21 protein-coding genes are annotated in these 22716 nt (G+C 66.9%); 12 read left to right on the plus strand and 9 right to left on the minus strand.

The features are described 5' to 3' along the window. The first annotated feature begins 97 nt into the window (after nucleotides 1–97). The 3 genes from U5798_RS04625 to U5798_RS04635 are packed head-to-tail and all read left to right on the plus strand — an operon-like array spanning nucleotide 98 to nucleotide 3097. On the plus strand, nucleotides 98–1336 hold the full coding sequence (locus U5798_RS04625; protein ID WP_322081348.1) for an ABC transporter substrate-binding protein: 1239 nt from the start codon (nucleotides 98–100) through the stop codon (nucleotides 1334–1336). A 34-nt stretch (nucleotides 1337–1370) separates the two neighbouring features. After that, a complete protein-coding gene (locus tag U5798_RS04630; RefSeq protein ID WP_322081349.1) occupies nucleotides 1371–2240 on the plus strand; it encodes a sugar ABC transporter permease in 870 nt (289 codons plus the stop codon). Then, nucleotides 2237–3097 carry a carbohydrate ABC transporter permease gene (locus U5798_RS04635; protein ID WP_322081486.1) on the plus strand — a complete coding sequence of 287 codons (861 nt, stop codon included), beginning with the start codon at nucleotides 2237–2239 and terminating at the stop codon, nucleotides 3095–3097. Before U5798_RS04630 ends, U5798_RS04635 begins: the two co-directional genes overlap by 4 nt. A 44-nt stretch (nucleotides 3098–3141) precedes the next feature. On the opposite strand, the gene U5798_RS04640 is transcribed toward U5798_RS04635, so the two are convergent. Further along, nucleotides 3142–4164 (minus strand): LacI family DNA-binding transcriptional regulator, encoded by a 1023-nt coding sequence (locus U5798_RS04640; protein ID WP_322081350.1) that lies wholly within the window; start codon nucleotides 4162–4164, stop codon nucleotides 3142–3144. A gap of 6 nt (nucleotides 4165–4170) precedes the next feature. Between U5798_RS04640 and U5798_RS04645 the strand changes: the two genes are divergently transcribed. Beyond that, complete coding sequence (locus U5798_RS04645) at nucleotides 4171–5091, plus strand: phosphatidylinositol-specific phospholipase C (protein ID WP_322081351.1); 921 nt, start codon at nucleotides 4171–4173, stop codon at nucleotides 5089–5091. 119 nt (nucleotides 5092–5210) lie between these two features. On the opposite strand, the gene U5798_RS04650 is transcribed toward U5798_RS04645, so the two are convergent. Continuing rightward, nucleotides 5211–5822 carry a LysE family translocator gene (locus U5798_RS04650; protein WP_322081352.1) on the minus strand — a complete coding sequence of 204 codons (612 nt, stop codon included), beginning with the start codon at nucleotides 5820–5822 and terminating at the stop codon, nucleotides 5211–5213. Nucleotides 5823–5917: 95 nt separating this feature from the next. Here U5798_RS04650 and U5798_RS04655 point away from each other — a divergent pair, with 95 nt between their 5' ends. Beyond that, nucleotides 5918–6445, plus strand: a complete 528-nt coding sequence (locus tag U5798_RS04655; RefSeq protein ID WP_322081353.1) for a GNAT family N-acetyltransferase — start codon at nucleotides 5918–5920, stop codon at nucleotides 6443–6445. A gap of 27 nt (nucleotides 6446–6472) precedes the next feature. Here the strand turns inward: U5798_RS04655 and U5798_RS04660 are convergent, their stop codons facing one another. Continuing rightward, on the minus strand, nucleotides 6473–7387 hold the full coding sequence (locus U5798_RS04660) for a LysR family transcriptional regulator (RefSeq protein WP_322081354.1): 915 nt from the start codon (nucleotides 7385–7387) through the stop codon (nucleotides 6473–6475). A gap of 118 nt (nucleotides 7388–7505) precedes the next feature. Here U5798_RS04660 and U5798_RS04665 point away from each other — a divergent pair, with 118 nt between their 5' ends. From U5798_RS04665 to U5798_RS04675, 3 genes are read left to right on the plus strand one after another with little or no spacing between them, the layout of a single operon-like run. After that, the gene (locus U5798_RS04665) at nucleotides 7506–8690 is read left to right on the plus strand and encodes a M20 aminoacylase family protein (RefSeq protein WP_322081355.1); all 1185 of its coding nucleotides are present in this window, start codon (nucleotides 7506–7508) and stop codon (nucleotides 8688–8690) included. 60 nt (nucleotides 8691–8750) lie between these two features. Next, a complete protein-coding gene (locus U5798_RS04670) occupies nucleotides 8751–9923 on the plus strand; it encodes a porin (RefSeq protein ID WP_322081356.1) in 1173 nt (390 codons plus the stop codon). 13 nt (nucleotides 9924–9936) lie between these two features. Then, nucleotides 9937–11217, plus strand: a complete 1281-nt coding sequence (locus U5798_RS04675) for an MFS transporter (RefSeq protein ID WP_322081357.1) — start codon at nucleotides 9937–9939, stop codon at nucleotides 11215–11217. A gap of 65 nt (nucleotides 11218–11282) precedes the next feature. Here U5798_RS04675 and U5798_RS04680 read toward each other — a convergent pair whose 3' ends face one another. Further along, nucleotides 11283–12344, minus strand: a complete 1062-nt coding sequence (locus U5798_RS04680) for an alkene reductase (protein ID WP_322081358.1) — start codon at nucleotides 12342–12344, stop codon at nucleotides 11283–11285. A 69-nt stretch (nucleotides 12345–12413) separates the two neighbouring features. Next, entirely contained in the window at nucleotides 12414–12734 is a 321-nt protein-coding gene (locus U5798_RS04685; RefSeq protein ID WP_124449813.1) for an ArsR/SmtB family transcription factor, read from the minus strand. Between the two features lie 378 nt (nucleotides 12735–13112). Between U5798_RS04685 and U5798_RS04690 the strand changes: the two genes are divergently transcribed. Beyond that, nucleotides 13113–14591, plus strand: coding sequence for a sensor domain-containing diguanylate cyclase (locus tag U5798_RS04690; protein ID WP_322081359.1), 1479 nt, complete (start codon nucleotides 13113–13115; stop codon nucleotides 14589–14591). On the opposite strand, the gene U5798_RS04695 is transcribed toward U5798_RS04690, so the two are convergent. The 4 genes from U5798_RS04695 to U5798_RS04710 all read right to left on the minus strand — a co-directional run bounded on the left by U5798_RS04695 (nucleotide 14576) and on the right by U5798_RS04710 (nucleotide 18652). After that, complete coding sequence (locus U5798_RS04695; RefSeq protein ID WP_260434841.1) at nucleotides 14576–14797, minus strand: hypothetical protein; 222 nt, start codon at nucleotides 14795–14797, stop codon at nucleotides 14576–14578. The two genes, U5798_RS04690 and U5798_RS04695, sit on opposite strands and share 16 nt — an antisense overlap. 66 nt (nucleotides 14798–14863) lie before the next feature. Next, nucleotides 14864–16312, minus strand: a complete 1449-nt coding sequence (locus tag U5798_RS04700; protein WP_322081360.1) for an aldehyde dehydrogenase family protein — start codon at nucleotides 16310–16312, stop codon at nucleotides 14864–14866. A gap of 3 nt (nucleotides 16313–16315) precedes the next feature. Then, complete coding sequence (locus U5798_RS04705; RefSeq protein WP_322081361.1) at nucleotides 16316–17419, minus strand: tartrate dehydrogenase; 1104 nt, start codon at nucleotides 17417–17419, stop codon at nucleotides 16316–16318. A gap of 312 nt (nucleotides 17420–17731) precedes the next feature. Then, entirely contained in the window at nucleotides 17732–18652 is a 921-nt protein-coding gene (locus U5798_RS04710) for a LysR family transcriptional regulator (protein WP_322081362.1), read from the minus strand. Nucleotides 18653–19039: 387 nt separating this feature from the next. Between U5798_RS04710 and U5798_RS04715 the strand changes: the two genes are divergently transcribed. The 3 genes from U5798_RS04715 to U5798_RS04725 all read left to right on the plus strand — a co-directional run bounded on the left by U5798_RS04715 (nucleotide 19040) and on the right by U5798_RS04725 (nucleotide 22466). After that, nucleotides 19040–20368: an MFS transporter gene (locus tag U5798_RS04715; RefSeq protein WP_322081363.1), complete on the plus strand. Its 1329-nt coding sequence runs from the start codon at nucleotides 19040–19042 to the stop codon at nucleotides 20366–20368. A gap of 58 nt (nucleotides 20369–20426) precedes the next feature. Further along, the gene (locus U5798_RS04720) at nucleotides 20427–21329 is read left to right on the plus strand and encodes an NAD(P)-dependent oxidoreductase (protein WP_322081364.1); all 903 of its coding nucleotides are present in this window, start codon (nucleotides 20427–20429) and stop codon (nucleotides 21327–21329) included. Between the two features lie 336 nt (nucleotides 21330–21665). After that, nucleotides 21666–22466, plus strand: a complete 801-nt coding sequence (locus U5798_RS04725; RefSeq protein ID WP_322081365.1) for a phosphodiesterase — start codon at nucleotides 21666–21668, stop codon at nucleotides 22464–22466. Nucleotides 22467–22716 lie beyond the last annotated feature (250 nt).

Consider the following 22716-nt stretch of genomic DNA (forward strand, 5'->3'; position numbering starts at 1 on the left):
CAATGGCGTTCGCACCCGGCGGCCAGCCGCGTCACCCGCGTTGCACACGTGTGCAACGCCTGGCCGTCCCGCCATCACGCCGAACGAGAGAGACCTCATGACCTTGCTGAGCCGCCTGCGCGCGCTGTCCGCCGCCGTTGCGCTATCCGTTGCCGCCACGCACGCCTTCGCGGCGGATCTCGTCATCGCAGGCCGCGACGACATCTACGGCAAGGGGCTGGCCGACGCCGTCGCCGGTTTCACCAAGCTGCACCCGGGCACCGAGATCGAGCTGCTCAAGCTGCCGAACGCGAACCTGTACCAGAAGCTCAAGCTGTCGATGCGCGAAGGCACGGGCGCATACGACCTCGTGATGATGGACGACACGTGGGCGCCCGAATTCATCGGCAACGGCTGGCTGAAGCCGCTGCCGGCCTCGCTCGCGGACGCCGATCTCGTGCCGTCCGCCGTCGCGCTCGGCCGCAACGCGGCCGGTGCGCTGTACGCGCTGCCGATCGTCGGCAACGTCGAGATGTTCGCGTACCGCAAGGACCTGCTCGCGAAGTACAAGCTGCAGCCGCCGCGCAACTGGGACGACGTGCTGAAGATCGCGCAGACCGTCGGCGGCGCGGACAAGAGCGTGTCGGGCGTCGTGTTTCGCGGCACCAAGGGCAACCCCGTCGTGACGGGTTTCCTGCCGATCCTGTGGGCGTACGGCGGCGACGTGTTCGACCATGCCGGCAACGTGACGATCGATTCGCGCGAAGCGCAGGCCGCGCTGAAGACGTTCCTCGCGCTGAAGGCGTCGGCGCCGAAGGACGTCGACGTGTACGGCGCGGCGGAAGTGCGCGACGCGCTGCAGCGCGGCACGGCCGCGCAGTCGATCGAGGTGTGGCCGGCGTGGGTGCCGGCGCTCGACGATCCGAAGCAGTCGCGCGTGGTCGGGCAGATCGCGCTGCAGCCGCCGCCCGGGCAGACCGCCGGCCCGGCGCCGATGCTCGGGATCTGGCAGATGGGCATTCCGAAGGATGCGCCGCACGAGAAGCTCGCGCAGGATTTCCTCGCTTACCTGACCGCGCGCGATACGCAGACGCGCCTCGCCGGCATCGGCATTCCGCCGACTCGTCGCAGCGTGTTCAACGATCCGGCGCTGGTGCGTCAGTACCGCTGGTATCCCGATCAGCTCAAGGCGCTCGAAGCCGGCCGTGCACGGCCGCGCGTGAAGGACTGGCAGCAGGTCGAGAGCATTCTCGGCGACCAGCTGCAGCTCGCGCTGACGGGGCAGGCCGCACCCGACGCCGCGCTGCGCCAGGCGCAGCAGAAGATCACGCAGGCGACGGCCGCGGCCGGCAAGTGACCGCGCACGTGAATCCGTCGGCCGGAGATCGCGCATGAAAGGCTTCGGCCGCAGCCTGCCGTTCGTCGCGCTGCTCGGTCCCGCGCTGCTGGTGCTCGCCGCGCTCGCGCTGTATCCGGTCGCGCAGGTGCTGATCGATTCGTTCTGCCAGGTCGACTACGCGGCCGGGCGCCGCGCGTTCGCGGGGCTCGCGAACTACCGCGCGGTGCTAGGCGACGATGCGTTCACGGCCGGCTTCGGCAACACGCTGCGCTTCACGATCGTTGCGTCGCTCGCCGAAGTCGCGCTGGGCTTCGGCCTCGCGCTGCTGTTCGTGCGTGCGTTTCCGGGGCGGCGCATCGCGCTGCCGCTCGCGATCCTGCCGATGATGCTGTCGACGCTCGTGTGTTCGGCGATCTGGCGCAACTGGCTGAACTTCGACGGCTTCCTGAACGCGCTGCTCGCGGCGTTCGGCATCGAAGGCGTGCGCTGGCTGTCCGACCCGCATCTCGCGCTGTGGTCGCTCGCGCTCGTCGACGTCTGGCAGTGGACGCCGATGGCGTTCCTGATCGTGCTGGCCGGGCTGCAGTCGATTCCGCAGGAACTCTACGAAGCCGCGCGCACCGACGGCGCGAGCGAGTGGCAGTGCCTGCGCGACATCACGCTGCCGCTCGCGGCGCCGCAGATCGGCCTCGCGCTGCTGCTGCGCTCGATCGACACGTTCAAGCTGTTCGACAAGGTCTATGCGTTGACGGGCGGCGGCCCCGGCAACGCGACGCAGACGTTGTCGACCTATATCTACGACACGGGCTTCCGCTTCTTCAACGTCGGGCCGGCGAGCGCCGCGTCGGTGCTGATGCTCGCGGCGTCCGCCGTGCTGGTTTCGGGGTACGTATGGCAGACGGTTCGCAAGCGGCGCGCATGACGGCGCATCCGGCAGGCATCACGGGCGCGCGAACGGGCGCCGCATTCGGTCGCGCGATGCCGTGGGTCTTGCGCATCGCCGCGCTCGCGCTGTTGCTGCTGCCATGCATGTGGATGGCCGGCGCGGCTTTCATGCCGACGCTCGAACGCCTCGATCATCCGCTGCGGATCTGGCCGGCCGCGCCGACGCTCGAGCATTTCGCATCGGTATGGTCGAACGGCATCGGCGCGCCGCTGTTGAATTCGCTGCTGGTCGGTTTCGGCACGACGCTGCTCGCGCTGGCGCTCGCGTTTCCGGCCGCGTACGCGCTCGTGCGTCTGCGGTTTCCGGCGCGGCTCGACCTGCTGTTCCTGGTGCTCGTGCTCGCGTTGAAGCTGATGCCGCCGATCACGATCGCGGTGCCGTTGTTCGCACTCGCGAAGCGGCTGCACCTGCTTGATTCGACGCTCGGCCTGATGCTCGCGTACCAGATTTATGCGCTGCCGATGGCGATCTGGATGCTGCTCGCGTTCGTACGGGAAGTGCCGATCGAGTATGAAGAGGCGGCCTGCATCGACGGTGCGGGGCTTGCGCGCCGGCTCGTGCAGATCGTGCTGCCGCTGTGCGCGCCGGGGCTGATCGCGACGGCGATCTTCGTGTTCATCGCCGCATGGAACGAATTCCTGATCGCGCTGCTGTTCGTGTCGACCCCGAGCCGTTTCACGCTGCCGCTCGCGATTGCCGGCTACGTGACGGAGAACGGCATCGACTGGGGCGACCTGATGAGCGCGGGGCTGATGGCATCGCTGCCCACGCTGGCCGTGGCCGGCTATGTGCAGCGCTACCTGTTGCGCGGGTTCGCGGGCGGGCTGAAGTGACGCGCGGCCGTGCCGCGCCCGATGTCACGCCCGATGTCATGCCGTCACGCGCAGCTGTCCCGTACCACCTGCGTGACCGGCACGACGCGCGTGCGCGACGGGCCGTCGAACGTCTGCATGCGGTCCGCGAGCAGCTCGATCGCCGCGTGCGCGAGGCCGCGCGTGTCCTGCCGCAGCGTCGTCAGCCGGTACGCTTCGTACTCGGCGGCCGGAATGTCGTCGAAGCCGATCACGCACAGGTCGTCCGGCACGCGCAACCCGAATTCGCTGCGCGCGACATCGATCACGCCGAGCGCGAGCAGGTCGGACGAGCAGAACACGCCATCGGGCCGTTCGCTCGCCCCGAACAGTTGCCGTGCTGCATCGATTCCGCCGGCATGGGTGTCGGACGGTGTGTCGATCACGTGCGCGAGCGTCGCGTCGAAGGCGTCGCGTTGCCCGATCGCGTGTTCGAATGCCGCGGCGCGCGACCGCGCGCTGTAGCTGGCACCGCGCGGCCCGACGAACGCGAGCCGGCGCGCGCCGGCCCGCACGAGCCGCTGCGCCGCATGAACGGCCCCCGCCGCGTTGTCGCTGACGACGACGTCGGCACCCGGCAGGTTCGCCTCGCGGTTGATCATCACGACCGGAATCCGGTGTTCGAGATACTGCTGCGCGACCGACAGCGGCGGCGACGCGGACGTCATGACGAGCCCCGCGATCCGGTAGCTGAGCAGCTGTTCGAGCGATTGCCGGACCTGACGCGGATCTTCCGCATTGGTCACGAGCGGCGTGAGCGCACGTTGCCCGAGCGTGGCCATCAGGTCCGACAGCAACCGTGCGCGGAACGGGTTCTCGAACCCAGCCGTCACGACGCCGATCATGCTGCTGCGCTGCGTGATCATGTCGCGCGCGATCAGGTTGACCTGGTAGCCGAGCGCGCGTGCGGCGACCATCACGCGTTCACGGGTTTGCGGTGCGATGCTCGCCGTCGGCGAGAATGCGCGAGATACCGCGGAGCGCGAGACCCCGGCCCGCGCCGCGACGTCCGACGCCGTTACCCACGGCTTTCTTTCCTTGTCATTCATCGATTCATGATCCCTTCGAGCCACGAAACGTGCATGCCGCTCGCCGACTGGATGTCGGCGCTCGACGATGCGCGGTTGCTGCATACGCTGACCCTACCGGGCAGCCATGACACCTGTGCGTATACGGTCGACGACGGGCTCGTGCGCACGCAGCGCGCACCGCTCGACGCGCAGCTCGCGCACGGCGTGCGGCTGCTCGACATCCGCTGCCGGCACGTGCGCGATGCGTTCGACATCCATCACGGCGGCATCGCGCTCGGGATGACGTTCGACGACGTGCTGGCAACCTGTACGCGCTTTCTCGATGCGCATCCGCGCGAATGCATCGTGATGTCGGTGAAGGACGAGTGGCCGGCGCACGCATGCACGCGCGGTTTCGACGCGACGTTCGACGCGCATCGCGCGCGGCATCCGCGGCTGCGCTGGCATGCCGGCGGCACGCTGCCCGCGCTCGGCGACGTGCGCGGCGCGATCGTGCTGCTGCGGCGCTTTCGCAGCGGCCGGCCGCTCGGTATCGACCTGACCGCTTGGCCCGACAACGCGACGTTCACGATCGATCATCCCGACGGCGCGTTCGTGATTCAGGACGAGTACCGCGTGCCGGTGGCCGCGTCGATCGCGTGGAAGTGGCGCGCGATCGACGCGTTGCTGACGCACCTGCCGCTGCCGGACAGCGGCCGCTGGGCGATCAGTTTCTGCAGCGGGACGGGGATGGGCGCGAATCCGTCCGTGGTGGCGCACGGCGACGGCAGGGTCCAGGGCATTCATGCGCGGTTGGCCGAACGATTGCGTGAGCAACGCGGTTCGTATGGCGCGGTGCTGCTCGATTTCTGCGACGACGACGACTGGGCGCTGGTGCGTGCGCTGATCGAGTGCAACGACCCTATGCCGGAGCCGCGCACGTGGCGCAGGGCGTTTCGCTGTTGATCAGCGCAGCTTCGCGTTGAAGACTGCGAGTGCCTTGGCGTCGAACGTCTGGTGAAAGGCGACGCGATCGAGCGATGGCACGACAGGCGGCAGGCGCAGGCGTCGTGTGGCCCGTCGGACTACCGCGTCGCGATCGCCACCGCCGCACCGGCCATCGCGGTCGCGCTCGTGCGGTTCGCGATCCGCTTCGCACGTGCCGACGTCAGGAACGCACGGGCACGCGACGCGAGCAGCGACCAGAAGCAGTCGGCGAGGACCAACACCGCGAGCATCGTGCCGACCAGCTCGGCCCACGCGACGACGCCGACGTGCGCGAGGTCGACGATGGTCGGCAGCAGCGCGAGATAGAACACCATGATCTTCGGGTTGCCGAGCGTCACGAGCGTGCCGGCGACGAACATGCGCCACGGCGACTGGCCGCGCGGCAGGTCGTCCGCACCCGTGTCGGTCGGTGCGGTCCACATCTTCCACGCAAGGAACAGCAGGTACGCGACGCCGAGCAGCTTCAGCACGATCAGGCCCGTCGCGAACGTGCGCGCGAATGCCGACAGCCCCGCGACCGCGAGCGTGAGCCACAGCGCCTCGCCGAGCCACATGGCCGCGAGGAACGGCAACACGTCGCGCACGCCGTTCGTCAGCACGCGCGCGACGAGCGCGGCGACGCTCGGGCCGGGCGTGCCGGCGGTGACGAGCAGGGCGAAGGCGAAGACGGCGAGTGCGGACAACGTCATGATGGACCTCGTGGATCGGGTGGTCGAATCGATACGTATGAAGTTTCGATTATAGTGACGTCCGTCCGTCCAGACTGCCTGCCTGAATTGCCGTCATGCCTGCATCGATCCTGATTCGCCCCGCCACGCGGGAAGACGCGGCCGCGATGGCCGCCGTGGAAGTCGCCGCCGCGCAGCGGTTTCGCGAAATCGGCATGATCGACATCGCCGACGGCGAGTCGACCGACGCGGCTGCCGTGCTCGTGCGGATCGACGACGGCCGCGCGTACGTCGCGGTCGATCCGCAGGGCGCGTGCGTGGGGTTCGCGTTCTACCGGCTGCTCGGTGCGCAACGGTTGTATCTGGAGGAACTTGATGTCGCGCCGTCGCATGCGGGGCAGCGGATCGGCGCGCGCCTGATCGAGCGGATCATGACGCGCGCCGCGCAAGACGGCATCGCCGAGGTCGTGCTGTCGACGTTTCGCGGCGCGCCGTGGAACGCGCCTTACTACGCGCGCCTCGGTTTTCACATCATCGACGACGCATTGCTCGACGGTATGCTGCGCGCGATTCGCGCGCACCACATCTCGCTGGGTCTCGACGAAACGCAGCGCGTGTTCATGCGGCGCGCCGTGGCGGCCTGATGCCCGCGCGGACCGATTCCGGCGCAGTCAGCGCCGCGTATCGCTCCCGAACGAACGCGCCGCGAACGCGGCTTCGATGTACGCGAGAAAATCCGTCGCGGGGCGCGTCAACTGCAGGCCGGGCGGCGTGAGCCGATAGAGCTGCAGCGGTGGCGGCGCCAGCGGCAGCGGGAGCGGCGTGAGCGCCTGGCCGAACACGGTTTCCGACAGCGAGTGCCGGGTCCACGAGAAGATTGCGTCCGTCGTGAGAAGCAGGCTGTAGAACAGCGCATACGACGTGCAGCGCGTGATGCAGCGCGGCGCCGGCAGGCCCGCGTGCGCATGGAGAGCGCGAATGTGCGCTGGAAAATTGTCGCTCGGATCGGTGTGGATCCATTCGGCATCGCGTAGCGCGTCCAGCGAAGTCGCACCGGCGAAACGCCCGTTCTCGCGGGTGACGAATGCGGTGTCGAAGGTGCGGATCGGCTTCACGTCGGCGGACTCGGCGACCTCGCCGGTGATGGCCGCGAACGCGAGATCGAGGGTCCGGCTGTGCAACTGCTCGGTCAGCTGGCTGAACGACAGTTCGCGCAGTTCGCACTCGACATGCGGCCAGTGGCGTCGAAATTCGGCATAGGCGTGCGCGAACCCCGTTACCGCGACGATCGGCGTGAAGCCGAGCACCAACCTGCCTTCACGCAGCCCCTTCAGATGCGCGATGTCGTCGCGCGCACGCTCGAGTTCCCGCACGACCGCATGCGCGCGGCCGAGCAATACGTCGCCTTCCGGCGTCGGCACGACCCCCCACGGCTTGCGTTCGAGAAGCGCCACGCCGAATTCGCTTTCCAGTTCCTGAATCGCCTTGCTGACGGCCGGCTGGCTGACGTGCATCGTTTTCGCGGCAGCCTTGATGCTGCCCGCCGTGGCCACTGCGACCAGCGCGCGCAATTGATGGGTTTTCATGATGCGGAGGATATAACCAAATCTTATTCGTATCAAAATTGATGTGTTTTTTGACCTGGCGCGTCTCTCCATACTTGGCCGCAGCGGTTGCGATGCAGCCGATCCAATGGAGCCAGACATGACGCAGGACCTTGCCCCGACGCTCGCGGCGATCCGTGAAGCCGCTCCCCGCTTTGTCGCGATCCGACGCGACATCCATGCCCACCCGGAACTCGGTTTTGCCGAAACCCGCACCGCGCGGATCGTCGCCGCGCAATTGGCCGAGTGGGGCTACGACGTGACGACCGGCATCGGCGGCACCGGCGTGGTCGGCCGGTTGCGGCGCGGTACGTCGTCGCGCACGCTCGGCTTGCGCGCCGACATGGACGCGTTGCCGATTCGGGAAGAAACGGGCCTGCCCCATGCAAGCACGGTCGCCGGCACGATGCACGCGTGCGGTCATGACGGCCATACGGCGATCCTGCTTGCGGCGGCTCATCATCTGGCCGGACGGGGGCGTTTCGACGGCACGCTGAACGTGATCTTTCAGCCCGCGGAGGAAGGACTGGGCGGCGCGAGGCGAATGATCGAGGAGGGCCTGTTCGAGCGCTTTCCCTGCGAGCGCGTCTATGCGCTGCATAACGCGCCTGGCGTACCGGTCGGCCATTTCGCGTTGCGCTACGGCGCGATGATGGCGTCGTCCGATTCGGTGACGATCACCGTGACGGGCAAGGGCGGGCACGGCGCGATGCCGCAGCACGCGAGCGATCCGATCGTGGCGGCGGCGAACATCGTGACCGCGCTGCAATCGATCGTCGCCCGCAACATCGATCCGGCCAAGGCGGCAGTGGTGACCGTCGGTACGTTCCATGCCGGCACGGCCCCGAACGTGATTCCGGAGACCGCGACGCTGCAACTGTCGGTCCGCTCGCTCGACGCAGCCACGCGCGACGAGGTCGAGGCGCGGATTCGCCGGATCGCCGACGCGCAGGCGCAGGCCTACGGGACCGTTGCGCAGGTCGACTACCAGGCCATCTCGCGCGTGGTCGTCAACGATGCCGCTGCCGCGGATCTCGCGGTCGAGACGATCACGGCGCTGGCCGGCGCCGGTGCGCTCACGCTGCTCGCCGACGGCGTGATGGGCAGCGAGGATTTTTCATGGATGACGGAGTGCGTGCCGGGTTGCTACGTGATGCTCGGCAACGGTATCGATTCGCACGGCGGCTGCTCGGTTCACAACCCGGGCTACGACTTCAATGACGAGGCGCTCGGCTGGGGCGCCGCCTATTTCGTCGGCATCACGGAGCGCTTCCTGGCGGTTTGACGAGCAGGTAGGCCAGTCGCGGCAATTCCGAATTTTCTCGCTGAAAAATAAGGAAAACGAATGAAGAAGAGGCTGACATGGGGTGCGGGGTGTCTGGCGCTGGTCACCGGAAGCGCCTGCGCGGTGCCGTATCAGGACGTGCTGCTCGCGGCGGTGCCGGAGTTCAACGGCGGGTTGAAGGAGGGCGTGGCGCTGTACGGCTCGGTCGACATGGGGATCAACTACCAGACGGTTGGCGGGCGGTCGACATGGCAGACCCAGAGCGGCGGCGAGTGGACGTCGAAATTCGGCTTCTTCGGGCGCGAGAATCTCGGCGGCGGGTGGCGTGCCGAATTCAATCTCGAGAGCGGTTTTCTCGCGAACAACGGCGCGCAGCAGGATACGCAGTCGTTCTTCAACCGGCAGTCGTGGATCGGCCTCATGTCCGACCGCTATGGCCGGCTGCGAGCCGGCAAGCAGATCGGCACGGGGCTGCCGCTGTTCATCGACGTGTTCGGCACCGTGGGCACCAATTCGGTTTACACGTGGCTCGGCGCGGCCGCCGTGCAGACGGCGCGCGGCGTCGGCTACAACAGCGACCTCGGACCGGGCGCGACGCAACTGCCGGCACGCGTCGACAACGCGATTACCTATCGCACGCCGATCGTGGCCGGCACCACGACGCTGATGCTGATGTACGCGCCCAGCAACGTCGCGGGGCGCGCACCGGCTGCGTCCGCGCAGGGTGCGCTGCTGCAGTGGTACAACGGCACGACCTATCTGGCGGCGAGCTACAACCAGGTGTGGGGCGTCAACGGCGCGAGCACGGTACGCAACGACCTGTACGGGCTTGGTGCCGTGTACGACACGGGGCGGCTTGTGCTGTCCGCGTCGTTCAATCAATATGCGCCGAAACTTGCCGGCGACGGGATCGCACGCGTGTACACCCTCGGCACCATCGTGCCGTTCGGGGTGAATGCGGTTCGCGCGTCGGTCGTCTATCGCGATACGTCGGGCGTGCGCGATGCCGCCGGCCGATCGGCGAAGGATTCGGCGCTGGGCGTCATGCTCGGCTACGACTACCTGTTGTCGAAACGTACCGGCCTCTATGCGCGGGCCGGGTTCATCCGCAACTACGGCGTGTCGACCGTTCTGCTGAACGGCAATCCGTTGCCGACCGAGCCCGGTCGCACGACGCCGCGCACCGGCACGACGCCCGTGACGGTGTCGCTCGGGATGTATCACAATTTCTGAACGAGGGCTTCGGATGAGCACCCTGAATCGCGCGGCTGCCGCGCAGACAATCGACGAACGACGCGCGATGCGGCGGACCGTTGCCGCGGCAGCGCTCGGCAACGGACTCGAATTCTTCGACTTCACCGTGTACAGCTTCTTCGCGGTGCTGATCGGCCGGCTGTTCTTTCCGGCGTCCAGCGATACGGGTGCGTTGATGCTGTCGCTGGCGACCTTCGGCGTCGGGTTCGTCGCACGGCCGCTCGGCAGCGTCGCGATCGGCGCGTATGCGGATCGCGTCGGGCGCAAGCCCGCGCTGGTACTGACGGTCGCGCTGATGGCGCTCGGCACCGGCATCATCGGATTCGCACCGACCTATGCGCAGATCGGCATCGCGGCGCCGCTGCTGATCGTGATCGGCCGGTTGCTGCAGGGTTTTTCGGCAGGTGGCGAGGTCGGGGCCGCGACGACGTTGCTGATGGAGTCGGGTGGTACCCGTCGGAGTGGCGAACTGGTCAGTTGGCAGATGGCCAGCCAGGGTGGCGCGGCGCTCGCCGGCGCGCTCGTCGCGTTGACGCTGTCGCGCGGGTTGCCGCCCGATGCGCTGCAAGGCTGGGGCTGGCGTGTGCCGTTCGTGCTCGGCCTGCTGATCGGGCCGGTCGGGTTTTATCTGAGGCGCCATCTCGACGACACCCTGCCGCATGCGGCAGCGGGCGCGCCGCGTGCCAGCCGCCGCATTCCGTGGCGGCAGGTCGCGGCCGGCACGTTGCTGGTGATCGGCGGCACGTCGACGATGTATACGATCGTGTTTTTCCTGCCGTCGTTCCTGACGCTGACACTCGGCATGCCGGCTTCCGTCTCGTTGCTGTCCGGCTGCACGGCAGGCGCGGTGATGCTGGTCGGCTCACCGTTCGCAGGCCGGTTCGCGGACCGCCTGCGCCGCCGCAAGCCGATGCTGCGAACGGTGTGCGCGATCTCGACCGCACTCGTGCTGCCGGCGTTCCTTGCGATGCGCACATGGCCGTCGGTCTTCACCGTGCTGGCGGTCGTGATCGTGCTGATCGGACTGATGACGCTGTCGAGCCCCGCGGGCTTCGTGATGATCCTCGACGCCTTGCGACCGGAAGTCCGTGCGACATCGCTCGGCATGATCTATGCACTGGGCGTGACGATCTTCGGCGGTTTCGCGCAGTTGATCGTCGGCGCGTTGTGGCGTGCGACGGGCAGCTTCTATGCGCCGGCCTGGTACGTGCTCGGCGGCGGGGTGGCCAGTCTCGTCGGCCTGGCGTTGTTTCGCGAGGACACGGCACGCTGACGCGCCGCGCCCAGGCGACGGGAAGGGCGCGGCACACGACCGTGCGCCGCGCGTGTCGCCGGCCGTCAGGCCGCGTCGCTCAGCGCCGGGTAGTCGGTATAACCCGTTTCGCCTTCCGCATAGAACGTCTCCGGCACCGGCTTGTTGAGCGGTGCGCCGATTTCGAGGCGGCGCGGCAGGTCCGGGTTCGCGATGAACAGCTTGCCCCACGCGATCGCGTCGGCGCTGCCGTTCTCGAGCGCGGCCTGCGCGGTGTCGAGCGTGAACTGCTCGTTTGCAATCAGCGGGCCGCCGAACGCTTCCTTCAGGCGCGGGCTCAAGTGGTCGCCCGAATACGATTCGCGCGTGAAGATGAACGCGATCTTGCGGCGGCCGAGTTCGCGCGCGACGTAGCCGAAGGTTGCCGCCGGATCGGAATCGCCCATCGTGTGCGCGTCGCCGCGCGGCGCGAGGTGCACGCCGACACGGCCGGCGCCCCACACGTCGATCGCTGCGTCGACCACTTCGAGCAGCAGGCGTGCGCGGTTCTCGATCGGGCCGCCGTACGCATCGGTGCGGCGGTTGGTGCTGTCCTGCAGGAACTGGTCGAGCAGGTAGCCGTTTGCGCCGTGGATCTCGACGCCGTCGAAGCCGGCCGCCTTCGCGTTCTCGGCGCCCTTGCGGTAGGCGGCGACGATGCCCGGGATTTCGTCGAGTTCGAGGGCGCGCGGCGTCACGAACGGACGCGGCGGACGCACGAGGCTCACGTTGCCGCCCGCGGCGATCGCGCTCGGCGCGACCGGCAGGTCGCCATTCAGGAACATCGGATCGGAGATCCGGCCGACGTGCCACAGCTGCAGCACGATGCGCCCGCCGGCCGCGTGCACGGATTGCGTCACCTGCTTCCAGCCTGCGACCTGCTCGTCGGACCAGATGCCCGGCGTGTCTGCATAGCCGACGCCTTGCGGCGTGACCGACGTCGCTTCGGTAATGATCAGGCCGGCCGATGCGCGCTCGGTGTAATAGCGGGCCATCAATGCATTCGGCACGCGCGCTTCGCCCGCACGGGAGCGGGTGAGCGGCGCCATCACGATGCGGTTCGGCAGGGTCAGGTCGCCAAGGGTAACGGGATCGAACAGCGTAGGCATATCGGAAAACCTCTTCACGAAAGGCGGGAGCACCGTCGCGTCATGTGCGGCGGCGCACCGCATGGCCGGTTAGGCCGTTTGCTGGAGTTCGCGGCGCAGGGCGTCGTGAAATGCGTCGATGACGGCCTCGTTGCGCCGGAAAAATGCCCACTGGCCGATCCGCGTCGACGTCACGAGCCCCGCGCGCTGCAGCGTGGCGAGGTGCGCGGAGACGGTCGACTGCGACAGCCCGCAGCGCGCGTCGATCTGGCCCGCGCAGACGCCGTGTTCGTACGGCAGCGTCTGTTGCGGGAAATACTCGCCGGGCGTTTTCAGCCAGACGAGGATCTCCCGGCGCACGGGGTTCGAGAGCGCTTTCAGGATGGCGTCGATGTCGAGTTCGGTCGGCATGGAAGGGTGGGGCGTTTCGGTCGGGCAAACGGGTATCGTCGATTGGCGAATCTTATATCGTGTTTCGACGATATGTTTGAAAGCACTGCTGGCTATGGGGTTGATAGGTATTGACATGCAAAAGGAACGCACTTCGCATTTCACTATGCGGTGAATCGACGTAACCAATTGATATCAATGTGTTTTATGTCTCGCTGCGTTGGGTGGGCTTGAGTGTCGGCAGGCGTGAGCACGCGTTACCCATCGAGGAAATTGATAGATATTTCCAAGTCGCACGGGGCCCGTCTGGGTCTTCTCGGGCTTGATGCGTCCCCATCGGTTTTTTACTATGCGGGAGACGCGCCAGCACGTGCGCCCACACCACATCCGAGAGCCTCCATGCGATCCAAGTCGACTGCCCCCTACACCGTCGTCGTCACTGGGATCGTTATCGCCTGTGCACTGATGGGACTGTGCGCACTGCTGCTGTTCCAGAGCCGCGACGATGCGCTCGACCGCGCCCGCGAAACCTCGCGCAATCTCGGCCTGATGGCCGAGCGCGACATCGAGCGCAACGTCGAACTCTACGATCTCTCGCTACAGGCGGTGCTCCAGGGCCTGCAGCGGCAGGACGTGATGAATTCTCCCGCGAGCCTGCGCCGCGGCGTGCTGTTCGACCACGCGATGACGGCCCGATTTCTCGGCTCGATGCTGGTGCTCGACGCGGGCGGCAACATCGTCCTGGACTCCGCCAACGACGTGCCGCGCCAGGGCAATTTTTCGGATCGCAAGTACTTCACCGTCCATCGCGACAATCCCGACGTCGGGCTTTACGTCAGTGACCCGTTCGCATCGCGGTTGCGGGGCGGGTCGCCCAGCATGGTGCTGTCGCGGCGGGTCTCGAACCCTGACGGCTCGTTTGGCGGCATCGCACTGATCGCGATCAACCTCGAGTATTTCCGTCAGCTGTTTGCCGGCCTGTCGCTTGGGCAGCACGGCTCGATGTCGCTGATCGGCAGTGACGGCATCATGGTGATGCGTTACCCGTACGACGTGCACACGATCGGCCGAAACATCAGCAAGGCTGCGACCTTCCAGCGTTTCCAGACGGCACCCGAGGGTTCCTTTTCGGAAACGTCGTCGATCGACGGGCTGCGCCGCCTCTACTACTTCAAGCACCTGCCGAAGCTGCCACTGATCATCATGGTCGCGGAGGCCGAACAGGACATTTACGCCGGCTGGCGGCACCGCGCCGTGACGATCGGCGCGCTGGTGGCCACGTTCGGCGCCGCGTTCGTCGCCGTGTCGGTCATGCTGGGCATCCAGCTGCGGCGCCGGATGCGTGCCGAGTCCGAGCTCGTGCTGCTGGCCCGCACCGATGGGCTCACCGGCCTGAACAATCGACGCACGTTCGGGGAAGTGCTGGACCGTGAATGGCGCCGCGCGCGCCGGGCGCATTCCGTTTTCTCGCTGCTGTTTGTCGACGTCGACCGCTTCAAGGCATACAACGACACGTACGGCCACCAGGCGGGCGACGACGCGCTGGCGGCGGTCGCGCGCTGCATCGGCGAGAACATCCGTCGCCCGGCCGATACCGCGGCGCGCTACGGCGGGGAGGAGTTCGTCGTGTTGCTCCCGGATACGCCGCAAACCGGCGCCGCGCAGATTGCCGAGCGCATCCGTGCGGCCATCGATGAACTCGGCCTCGAGCATGCCGGAAGCGAATACGGGCGCGTCACGGCCAGCATCGGTCTGGCGAGCTGGGCGCCGGAGCAGGAAGGCGAGCCGGGCTCGTTGATCAAGGCGGCGGACGAAGCGTTGTATTACGCGAAGGCAACGGGCCGCAACAAAGTCGCCACCCTTCAGTCCGTCGATTGATCGGGAATCCGGGTGTCAGGCACCGACAGCAGCCAGATGTCGGCGGGCTCGATCAGCTGTAGATCATCGACCGGCCGTCCGGTGCCGACGATCTCGACAGCGGCACGCGCGTACGCGTTGTCGCGAGCGTAGATCTGCCCGACGTCGACAACGGGGTTCGCGACGATCGGATTGCCGAGCGTCTTGCCGCCGCCTCCGGCACCCACGATGGTCAGTCGGGACCCGGCGATTCCCTGGCGACGGCCCGAACGGCCGTCGCGTCGTTGCGGCGGTCAATCGTGCTTGATCGCGATGGTCTTGAGCGCGGTAAAGCCGAGCAATGCCTCAAAGCCTTTCTCACGGCCATATCCGCTTGCCTTCACGCCGCCGAACGGCAGTTCCACGCCGCCGCCGGCGCCGTAGTTGTTGATGAAGACCTGTCCGGCCTGCAGCTTGCGCGCGAGCCGCAGCGCGCGGGCGCCGTCGCGCGTCCAGACGCCCGCGACGAGGCCATACTGCGTGCCGTTCGCGAGCGCGACCGCCGCGTCTTCGTCGTCGAACGGCATGGCCGCGAGCACGGGGCCGAATACCTCTTCCTGCGCGAGTTCGCTGTCGGGCGGCACGTCGCGGAACAGGACCGCTTCCTGGTAATAGCCTGCCCCCGATGCGCCGGCCGCGATGGTGCCGCGCGCCGCCACGCGAATGCCGTCGGCCTGCGCACGCTCGACGATGGCGCGGACCCGCGCATGCTGCTTTGCGTTGACGAGCGGCCCCATCTCCAGGTTCATCGACGGCGGCCCCGAACGCAGCCGCGCAAATTGCTGGGCGAGACGATCGAGCACGCGCTCGTACACGGTGCGCTGGACGAGCAGGCGGCTGCCGGCCGAGCAGGTTTGCCCTGCGTTCTGCACGATTGCGTTGATGATGACGGGCAGCGCCTGGTCGAGGTCGGCATCGTCGAACAGCAGTTGCGGCGACTTGCCGCCCAGCTCGAGTACCGCCGGGCAGTGACGCTCGGCGGCCGCGCGGCCGACCAGCGCACCCGTTCCGGTCGAGCCGGTAAACGAGACGTGACGAATGCCGGGATGGGCCGACAGCGCCGCGCCGGCTTCGCCGCCCAAGCCCGTGACGACGTTGACGGTGCCGGCCGGAAAGCCGACTTCGGCCGCGATTTCGGCCAGCCGCAGAATGGACAGGCTCGCATCCTCGGCCGGCTTGACCACGCACGCATTGCCGGCGGCGAGCGACGCGCCGACCGAGCGGCCGTAGATCTGCATCGGGTAATTCCACGGAATGATGTGGCCGGTCACGCCGATCGGTTCACGCACCGTCAATACCGTGAACCCGGCGGTATAGGGCAGTGTGTCGCCGTGCAGCTTGTCGACGCATCCGGCGTAGTACTGGAGGTAGCGCGCGAGCACCGCTGCGTCGGTACGCGCGGTGTTCAGCGCCTTGCCCGTGTCGCGTGCCTCGAGCTGCGCGAGTTCGTCCGCATGCTGCGAGACGGCGGCGGCGTACGCGAACAGCAAGTTGCTGCGCTCGACCGGCGACAGCCTCGCCCACGGGCCGTCGAGCGTGTCGCCCATCGCGCGCTGTGCCGCGGAAACGGCGTGCTGCACGTCCGTCGCATCGCCGCGCGCGATCGTCGCGAACGGTTCGCCGGTGCTCGGGTCGACGACGTCGATCCGCGCGCCGGTATTCGGCGCGACGCGGGCGTTGTCGATGTAGTGATCAAATTGCATGGGTCATTCCTCGATCGATGCGGGATTCGCGATGGCGTGCGCAATCGCGGCGCCCAGTTCTTCGGTGGTGGCCGTGCCGCCCATGTCGCGGGTGCGCGGGCCGGCGACGAGCACGGATTCGATCGCGGCGACGATTTCGGCGGCCGCGGCTTCGTAGCGCGATTCGCCGCGACCGAGGTGTTGAAGCAGCAACGCGGCCGACCAGATCTGGCCGATCGGATTCGCGATGCCGCGACCCGCGATGTCGGGCGCCGAGCCGTGCACCGGCTCGAACAGCGAAGGGAAGCGGCGCTCCGGGTTCAGGTTCGCCGACGGCGCGATGCCGATCGTGCCGGTGCAGGCCGGGCCGAGGTCGGACAGGATGTCGCCGAACAGGTTCGAGGCGACGACGACATCGAAGCGATCCGGATTCTGGACGAAGTGCGCGCACAGTATGTCGATGTGATATTTGCGCGTTTCGATGTCCGGGAACGAGCGGGCGATCTCCGCGACGCGCTCGTCCCAGAACGGCATGGTGATCGAGATGCCGTTGGATTTCGTCGCCGCCGTCAGCTGCTTGCGAGGGCGCGAGCGGGCGAGTTCGAATGCAAACCTGAGCACGCGGTCGACGCCGATGCGCGAGAACACCGACTGCTGCACGGCGATCTCGCGGTCGGTCCCGGCGAACATCCGGCCGCCCACCGACGAATACTCGCCTTCCGTGTTCTCGCGCACGACGATGAAGTCGATGTCGCCCGGCTGGCGCCCGGCGAGCGGCGCGGGCACGCCCGGCATCAGGCGCACGGGGCGCAGGTTCACGTATTGATCGAACTCGCGCCGGATCTTGATCAGCGATTCCCACACGGCGACGTGGTCCGGCACGATATCGGGCGCGCCGACGGCGCCGAAGAAAATGGCGTCGTGCGCGCCGATCTGCCGTGCCCAGTCGGCCGGCATCATCGTGCCGTGGCGAACGTAGTGATCGGTACACCAGTCGCCGAACTCGTCGAATGCCAGCGGAATGTCGAAGCGGTCCGCGGTAGCGCGCAGCACGCGCAGGCCTTCGGGCATCACTTCCTTGCCGATGCCGTCGCCGGCGATGACCGCGATGCGGTGCGGGTTCTTCATTTTGCGGGAAGCCTCCATGACGAAGCTGGCGTCCCGGACGGGAGGGGCAGACACGGGGAGGGTGTGCGAGCCGGACAGCATCGAATTGCTGCGCGGTGGCCGTTGATACGCGACGCTGCCTCCGATCACGTCGGATCACATCGGATCGCGTCGGCGTGTCTCCTGTGTCTCTTCCGTTGCGGTAACCGGCGGACTGTTGAATCTGTTCGTCGAATCTACTGCGTCGCAGGCGCCGCAAGGAAGTGCGGATCCGTGAACGGGACCTTCGAATATCTGCAACACGCCGGCGCGCGCGGCCGCGTGGCGGCACAGTCAGTCGGTCGATTGCCCGGCGTCACCGGAGACGAGCGAGGGCGGCGCGAACGATGCGAGGAACTCGAACAGCTTGCGCGTCGGCAGCGGCACGGCGCCGGCGCGAATGCCGACCGACATGACGCGGTTCGCCCACGGATCGTTGAGGCGGATGAAGCGCAGGTGCATCGGATCGCGAAACAGCGCGACCGCGCGCTCGGGCAGGATGCCGATGCCTTGCCCTGCGGCGATCAGCCGGCACATCGCTTCGAAGCTCTGCACCTGCACGCGGAAGCGGACCGACTTGCCGAGCAGTGCCGCTTCCCGGACGAGCGAACGCGTGAGTTCCGAGCGGTCGTCGAGCGCGACCAGATCGTGGTCGAGCAGCGCGCTGAAGTCGATCGCGTCGCCGGTGAGCGGGTAGTCGTCGGGCACGACCACGCTGGCCCGGTCCATGCAGTAAGGGGCGAGGTGGATCCCTTCGGGCGCGGAGCGCGACGTGACGATGCCGACGTCCGCGCGGCCTTCGCGCAGCGCCTGCAGGATGTCGGAACTTCTCAGCTCGCTGATCTGCAGCTTGATGTCGCGATAGCGTTGCGAAAAGGTGCGCAACTGATCGGGAAGATCCTGACTGATCGCCGAGATGTTCGCGAACACGCGGACGCGGCCGACCGCGCCTTTCGTATAGTCGGACAGCTCGCTGTAGATCGCATCGGTGCGTAGCAGCAGGTCGGTCGCGTGGCGCAACAGTGCTTCGCCGGCAGGTGTGAGCTCGACGCCGGCCACCGTGCGGTTCAGCAGCACCACGCGGAAGTGATGCTCGAGCAGCGCGATCCGGCGGCTTGCGGTGGAAAGCGACATGTGGGACTGCTGCGCGGCGCGCGACAGGCTGCCCAGCTCGGCTGCACGGACGAACAGGGCGAGGGACGTGAGATCGAACAAGCGCGGACTCCGATTGAAACTGCGGCAAGTATGTCATTCATCGATGCGCTCCATGGTGTCGAGCGAAGTGGTGCTAACCCTGACTGGCCGCGAATGGTGCGCCGCACACCGCGACGCCGCCGTCACGCTGCACCGGCCCGTGTCGTGCGAGCGATCGGCGGCTGGAATCCGTTTGTTCGGCGGCTTGTGCATCGCACCGTACGATGCCGGCCGGCCCGTGCGTTCGAGATATTCGAAGTGCCGCTTGAAGGATTTCGCATATCGAGTGCGCGGGGCAGCCGGTAGATTCGAACCGTCCCCTGTCGCACACACCTATCTCGACAGCGACTGCACGCGCGCCGATGCAAGCATGCACGCGGGGCCATCCAAGAACTTTCGGAGACAAACGTGGAAATCGACGCGACCTGCAACCCGGGCGACCTCGCAGCCCCGGCCTCGGCGCACGACCTCGCAACGGAGGACCGGATCTTTCGTCGGCTCGCCGTGCAAATCCTGCCCATCCTGATGTTCGCGTACGTCACGTCGTACATCGATCGCGTGAACGTCAGCTTCGCCAAACTGCAGATGAGCCAGCACCTGGGCTTCTCCGAAGCAGTGTTCGGCTTCGGTGCAGGGATATTCTTTCTCGGTTACGTGATCTTCGAGGTGCCGAGCAACATGCTGCTGGTGCGCGTCGGGCCGCGCCGCTGGATCACGCGGATCGTCGTGTCGTGGGGCGTCGTTTCGGGATTGACGGCGTTCGTGTCGACGCCGATGCAGTTCTACGTGATGCGCTTTCTGCTCGGCGTCGCCGAGGCCGGCTTCATCCCGGCCATCGTGCTCTACATGGCCCGTTCGTTCCCGGGGCGGCGGCGCGCGAGAATCCTGTCGATGTTCTATGCGGCGCTCGCGCTGGCCGGGTTGATCGGATCGCCGTTGACCGGCTTCATCCTTCAGTATTTCGACGGGGCGCTGCAGATCCCGGGATGGAAATGGATCTTCGCCCTCGAGGCGCTGCCGGCGTTCCTGGCCGCCTTCTACGTATGGAAGGGGCTCGACGACGACGTCACGCGCAGCGAGCGCTTCTCGCCCGCGGACCGCGCCATCCTGGCGCGCGTGCTGAAGGAAGATCGTGCGACGACCGAGTCGATCGATCACCGCGGTCTGTTCTCGAACTGGCTCGTGTGGGCATTCTGCGTGATCTACTTTCTCGACGTGTTCGCGATTTACGGCTATACATTCTGGGCGCCGACGATGATCAAGCAGATGGGCATCGGCAGCGATTTCGTCATCGGCTTGCTCGCCGCGCTGCCGAATGCGGTGGCCGTGGTCGTGATGGTCCTGTTCGGACGCAGCGCGGACCGGCGCGGCCGGCAGCGGCTGCACGTCGCCGCGCTTTTGCTGATGGGCGCGACCGGGCTCGGGCTGTCGGTCGTCTGGCACGATCAGCTGTGGCTCGGCATGTTCGCGCTCTGCATCGCGAACGCGGGGCTCATCTCGTTTCCGCCGCTGTTCTGGAGCATGCCGACCGCGGCGCTCGGCACCGCGTCGGTATCGATGGGTATCGCGGTGATCAGTTCGTTCGGGAATCTCGGCGGCTTCTTCGGGCCCTACGCGGTCGGCTACCTGAAGCAGATGTCGGGCAGTCTCGCCGCGCCGCTGTTCCTGATGGTCGGGTGCCTGCTGTCGGGCATCGTCCTCACGATGCTGCTGCCGTCGCGGCTGGTCGACCGGTAGCGGCAATCCATTTCGCCGCGGACACTGCGTCGCGGCGCCATCTTTTGACGGGAACGACATGAAACAGCAGATTGGCCTGATCGGCGTAGGTTTGATGGGGCATGGCATTGCGCGCAACGTGCTGAAGCACGGCTATCCGCTCACGGTCGTCGAGCATCCGGGCAACCAGCCGCTCGACGAATTGCTGCGCGGCGGCGTACGGACCGTGCGGACCGCGCGCGAACTGGCCGCGCAAGCGGACGTCATCATCCTCTGCGTGACGGGCTCCCCCGAAGTGGAAGCGGTGCTCACCGGTGACGACGGCGTGTTGGCCGGCCTGAAGGACAACGCGATCGTCGTCGATTGTTCGACCGCCGTTCCCGAGTCGACCGTCAGGATGGCACGGCGGGTCGAAGCGGCGGGCGGCCGTTTCGTCGACGCGCCGATGACGCGCGGCGCCAGGGAGGCGCACGAGGGCCGGCTGAACCTGCTGGTCGGTGCGTCGCCCGCGGTGTTCGCGGAGATCAGGCCGGTGCTCGCGTGCTTCGCGGAAAACATCACGCGCGTCGGCGATGTCGGGGCCGGCCACAGCATGAAGCTGCTGCACAACTATGTTTCGCTCGGGACCATCGCGCTGCTGTCGGAAGCCGTTGCGTGCGCGAAGCGCTCGGGCGTGGACGTCGCGGTGCTGGCCGACGTGCTCGCCAACGGCGGTGGCGGCGGCGCCGCGCTGAACCGGCTGCGTCCGTTCCTGGAGACGGGCGACACGTCCGCGCTGCCGTTCCATATGGCGAATGCGCTCAAGGATCTGTCCTACTACTCGGCGATGGCCGAAGGCGTCGAGGCCGCCCATGCGATCGCGGCGGCCGTCACGGATACGTACCGCGATGCCGTTGCCGGCGCCGGTGCGCATTGTCCCGTGCTGAAGTTGTCGGATGTCCTGATGATGGGGCCCGCGCACGACGAGGGCGCGTCGCGTTGATGCGTCGTGCGGCGGCGCGCTCGGCGAATGACGAGCGCGCCGCCCGCCGAAGTCGACTGCCCCGTCACATAGTGGGACGCCGAACTGCACAGCCACGGTTGGACGTTGCCGGTCGAGTGGCGCAGGGCGGTGGCTGGCGGCTTCCGGCGGAAGCGGTCGTTCGTGCTTCGCCACCCGGCGTTTGCTTGTCATCGCGAATCAGCCGCTCGGACGCACAACTGGGAGCGCGTGGAGCAAGATCGTTGTCACGGAAAGGCTCTGTCGATGGGCGAATTTTGTCCGGCCTAGAATCTCTTTGATTCATGTACGGGCAGGTCAAAGCCAACGGAGCGCCGAGTGACGGTCATCGCACAACTTTCGGATATTCATGTCCGGCCTCACGGCGCCCTGTATCAAGACGTCGTCGATTCAAACGCAATGTTTTCGGCAGCCGTCGATTCGGTGAACCGCATTCGACCCGAGCCAGACATGGTTGTCATCTCCGGCGACCTTACGGACGAGGGCACCGAAGACGAGTATCGAAAGCTTCGCGAGTTGCTTGTCGAGTTGAGGCGACCGTTCGTGGTCCTGCCGGGTAATCACGACGACCGTGGCAATCTGCGAGCCGCGTTCCCGGATCACGCGTGGCTTCCGAACGAGGGGGCACTCTCGTTCGCGCTGGACGTGGGCGAACTACGCCTCGTGGCGCTGGACACCTCCGTTCCTGGACTACATCACGGTGAACTGGACGCCGAAACCTTGGCGTGGCTCGACACTGAACTGACCGAGCATCGCAGCCGGACCGTGGTTATCGTCATGCATCATCCACCGTTCACGACCGGCATTCCTTATCTGGACATCTACGGGTTGCGAAATGCGGATGCGTTTGCGATGGTTCTAGCGCGGCATGGCAACGTAGATCGCATTCTTGCCGGGCACGTCCACCGGTCGATGCAGACGCGTCTTGGGAGCGTTCCGGTATTCACCTGCCCGAGCACGACCACTCAGATTGCGCTGCGAGTGGAAGCGGACGCGCAGCCCGCTTCTTTTCTCGAACCGCCTGCATACATGCTGCATCGCTGGACGGATCGAGGTCGGTCAGCGGTCTCCCACTTGTGTTACGTGGGGCATTTCGAAGGCCCGTTCCCCTTCGCGTAACCGCCCCCGTAAAGTACGCAGCGGCCGATGACGTACGAGCCCCTGGCACGCTATGGACACGTGACCGCTTGTTGTCTCGGAGCAGACATTTCAACTTTCGACGTCAAGCTTCGCAACGGGTCCCAAAATCTGCATCACCGATGTGACAGTTGCATGTCAGTGATGAATATGTTTTTTTTTCGCTTGATTACATCCCTGTCGTGCTGGATAGAATGCTACGCGTTCCTGATGAATACGGAACGGTTCGTAC

Origin of the sequence: Burkholderia sp. BCC1972 (assembly GCF_905339605.1) — a bacterium.
Classification (GTDB): domain Bacteria; phylum Pseudomonadota; class Gammaproteobacteria; order Burkholderiales; family Burkholderiaceae; genus Burkholderia.

Bases quoted from the DNA above. Each gene is read 5' to 3' on its own strand.
- U5798_RS04625 (WP_322081348.1), top strand. From the start codon at position 98: ATGACCTTGCTGAGCCGCCTGCGCGCGCTGTCCGCCGCCGTTGCGCTA.
- U5798_RS04630 (WP_322081349.1), top strand. From the start codon at position 1,371: ATGAAAGGCTTCGGCCGCAGCCTGCCGTTCGTCGCGCTGCTCGGTCCC.
- U5798_RS04635 (WP_322081486.1), top strand. From the start codon at position 2,237: ATGACGGCGCATCCGGCAGGCATCACGGGCGCGCGAACGGGCGCCGCA.
- U5798_RS04640 (WP_322081350.1), bottom strand. From the start codon at position 4,164: ATGAATGACAAGGAAAGAAAGCCGTGGGTAACGGCGTCGGACGTCGCG.
- U5798_RS04645 (WP_322081351.1), top strand. From the start codon at position 4,171: ATGATCCCTTCGAGCCACGAAACGTGCATGCCGCTCGCCGACTGGATG.
- U5798_RS04650 (WP_322081352.1), bottom strand. From the start codon at position 5,822: ATGACGTTGTCCGCACTCGCCGTCTTCGCCTTCGCCCTGCTCGTCACC.
- U5798_RS04655 (WP_322081353.1), top strand. From the start codon at position 5,918: ATGCCTGCATCGATCCTGATTCGCCCCGCCACGCGGGAAGACGCGGCC.
- U5798_RS04660 (WP_322081354.1), bottom strand. From the start codon at position 7,387: ATGAAAACCCATCAATTGCGCGCGCTGGTCGCAGTGGCCACGGCGGGC.
- U5798_RS04665 (WP_322081355.1), top strand. From the start codon at position 7,506: ATGACGCAGGACCTTGCCCCGACGCTCGCGGCGATCCGTGAAGCCGCT.
- U5798_RS04670 (WP_322081356.1), top strand. From the start codon at position 8,751: ATGAAGAAGAGGCTGACATGGGGTGCGGGGTGTCTGGCGCTGGTCACC.
- U5798_RS04675 (WP_322081357.1), top strand. From the start codon at position 9,937: ATGAGCACCCTGAATCGCGCGGCTGCCGCGCAGACAATCGACGAACGA.
- U5798_RS04680 (WP_322081358.1), bottom strand. From the start codon at position 12,344: ATGCCTACGCTGTTCGATCCCGTTACCCTTGGCGACCTGACCCTGCCG.
- U5798_RS04685 (WP_124449813.1), bottom strand. From the start codon at position 12,734: ATGCCGACCGAACTCGACATCGACGCCATCCTGAAAGCGCTCTCGAAC.
- U5798_RS04690 (WP_322081359.1), top strand. From the start codon at position 13,113: ATGCGATCCAAGTCGACTGCCCCCTACACCGTCGTCGTCACTGGGATC.
- U5798_RS04700 (WP_322081360.1), bottom strand. From the start codon at position 16,312: ATGCAATTTGATCACTACATCGACAACGCCCGCGTCGCGCCGAATACC.
- U5798_RS04705 (WP_322081361.1), bottom strand. From the start codon at position 17,419: ATGAAGAACCCGCACCGCATCGCGGTCATCGCCGGCGACGGCATCGGC.
- U5798_RS04720 (WP_322081364.1), top strand. From the start codon at position 20,427: ATGAAACAGCAGATTGGCCTGATCGGCGTAGGTTTGATGGGGCATGGC.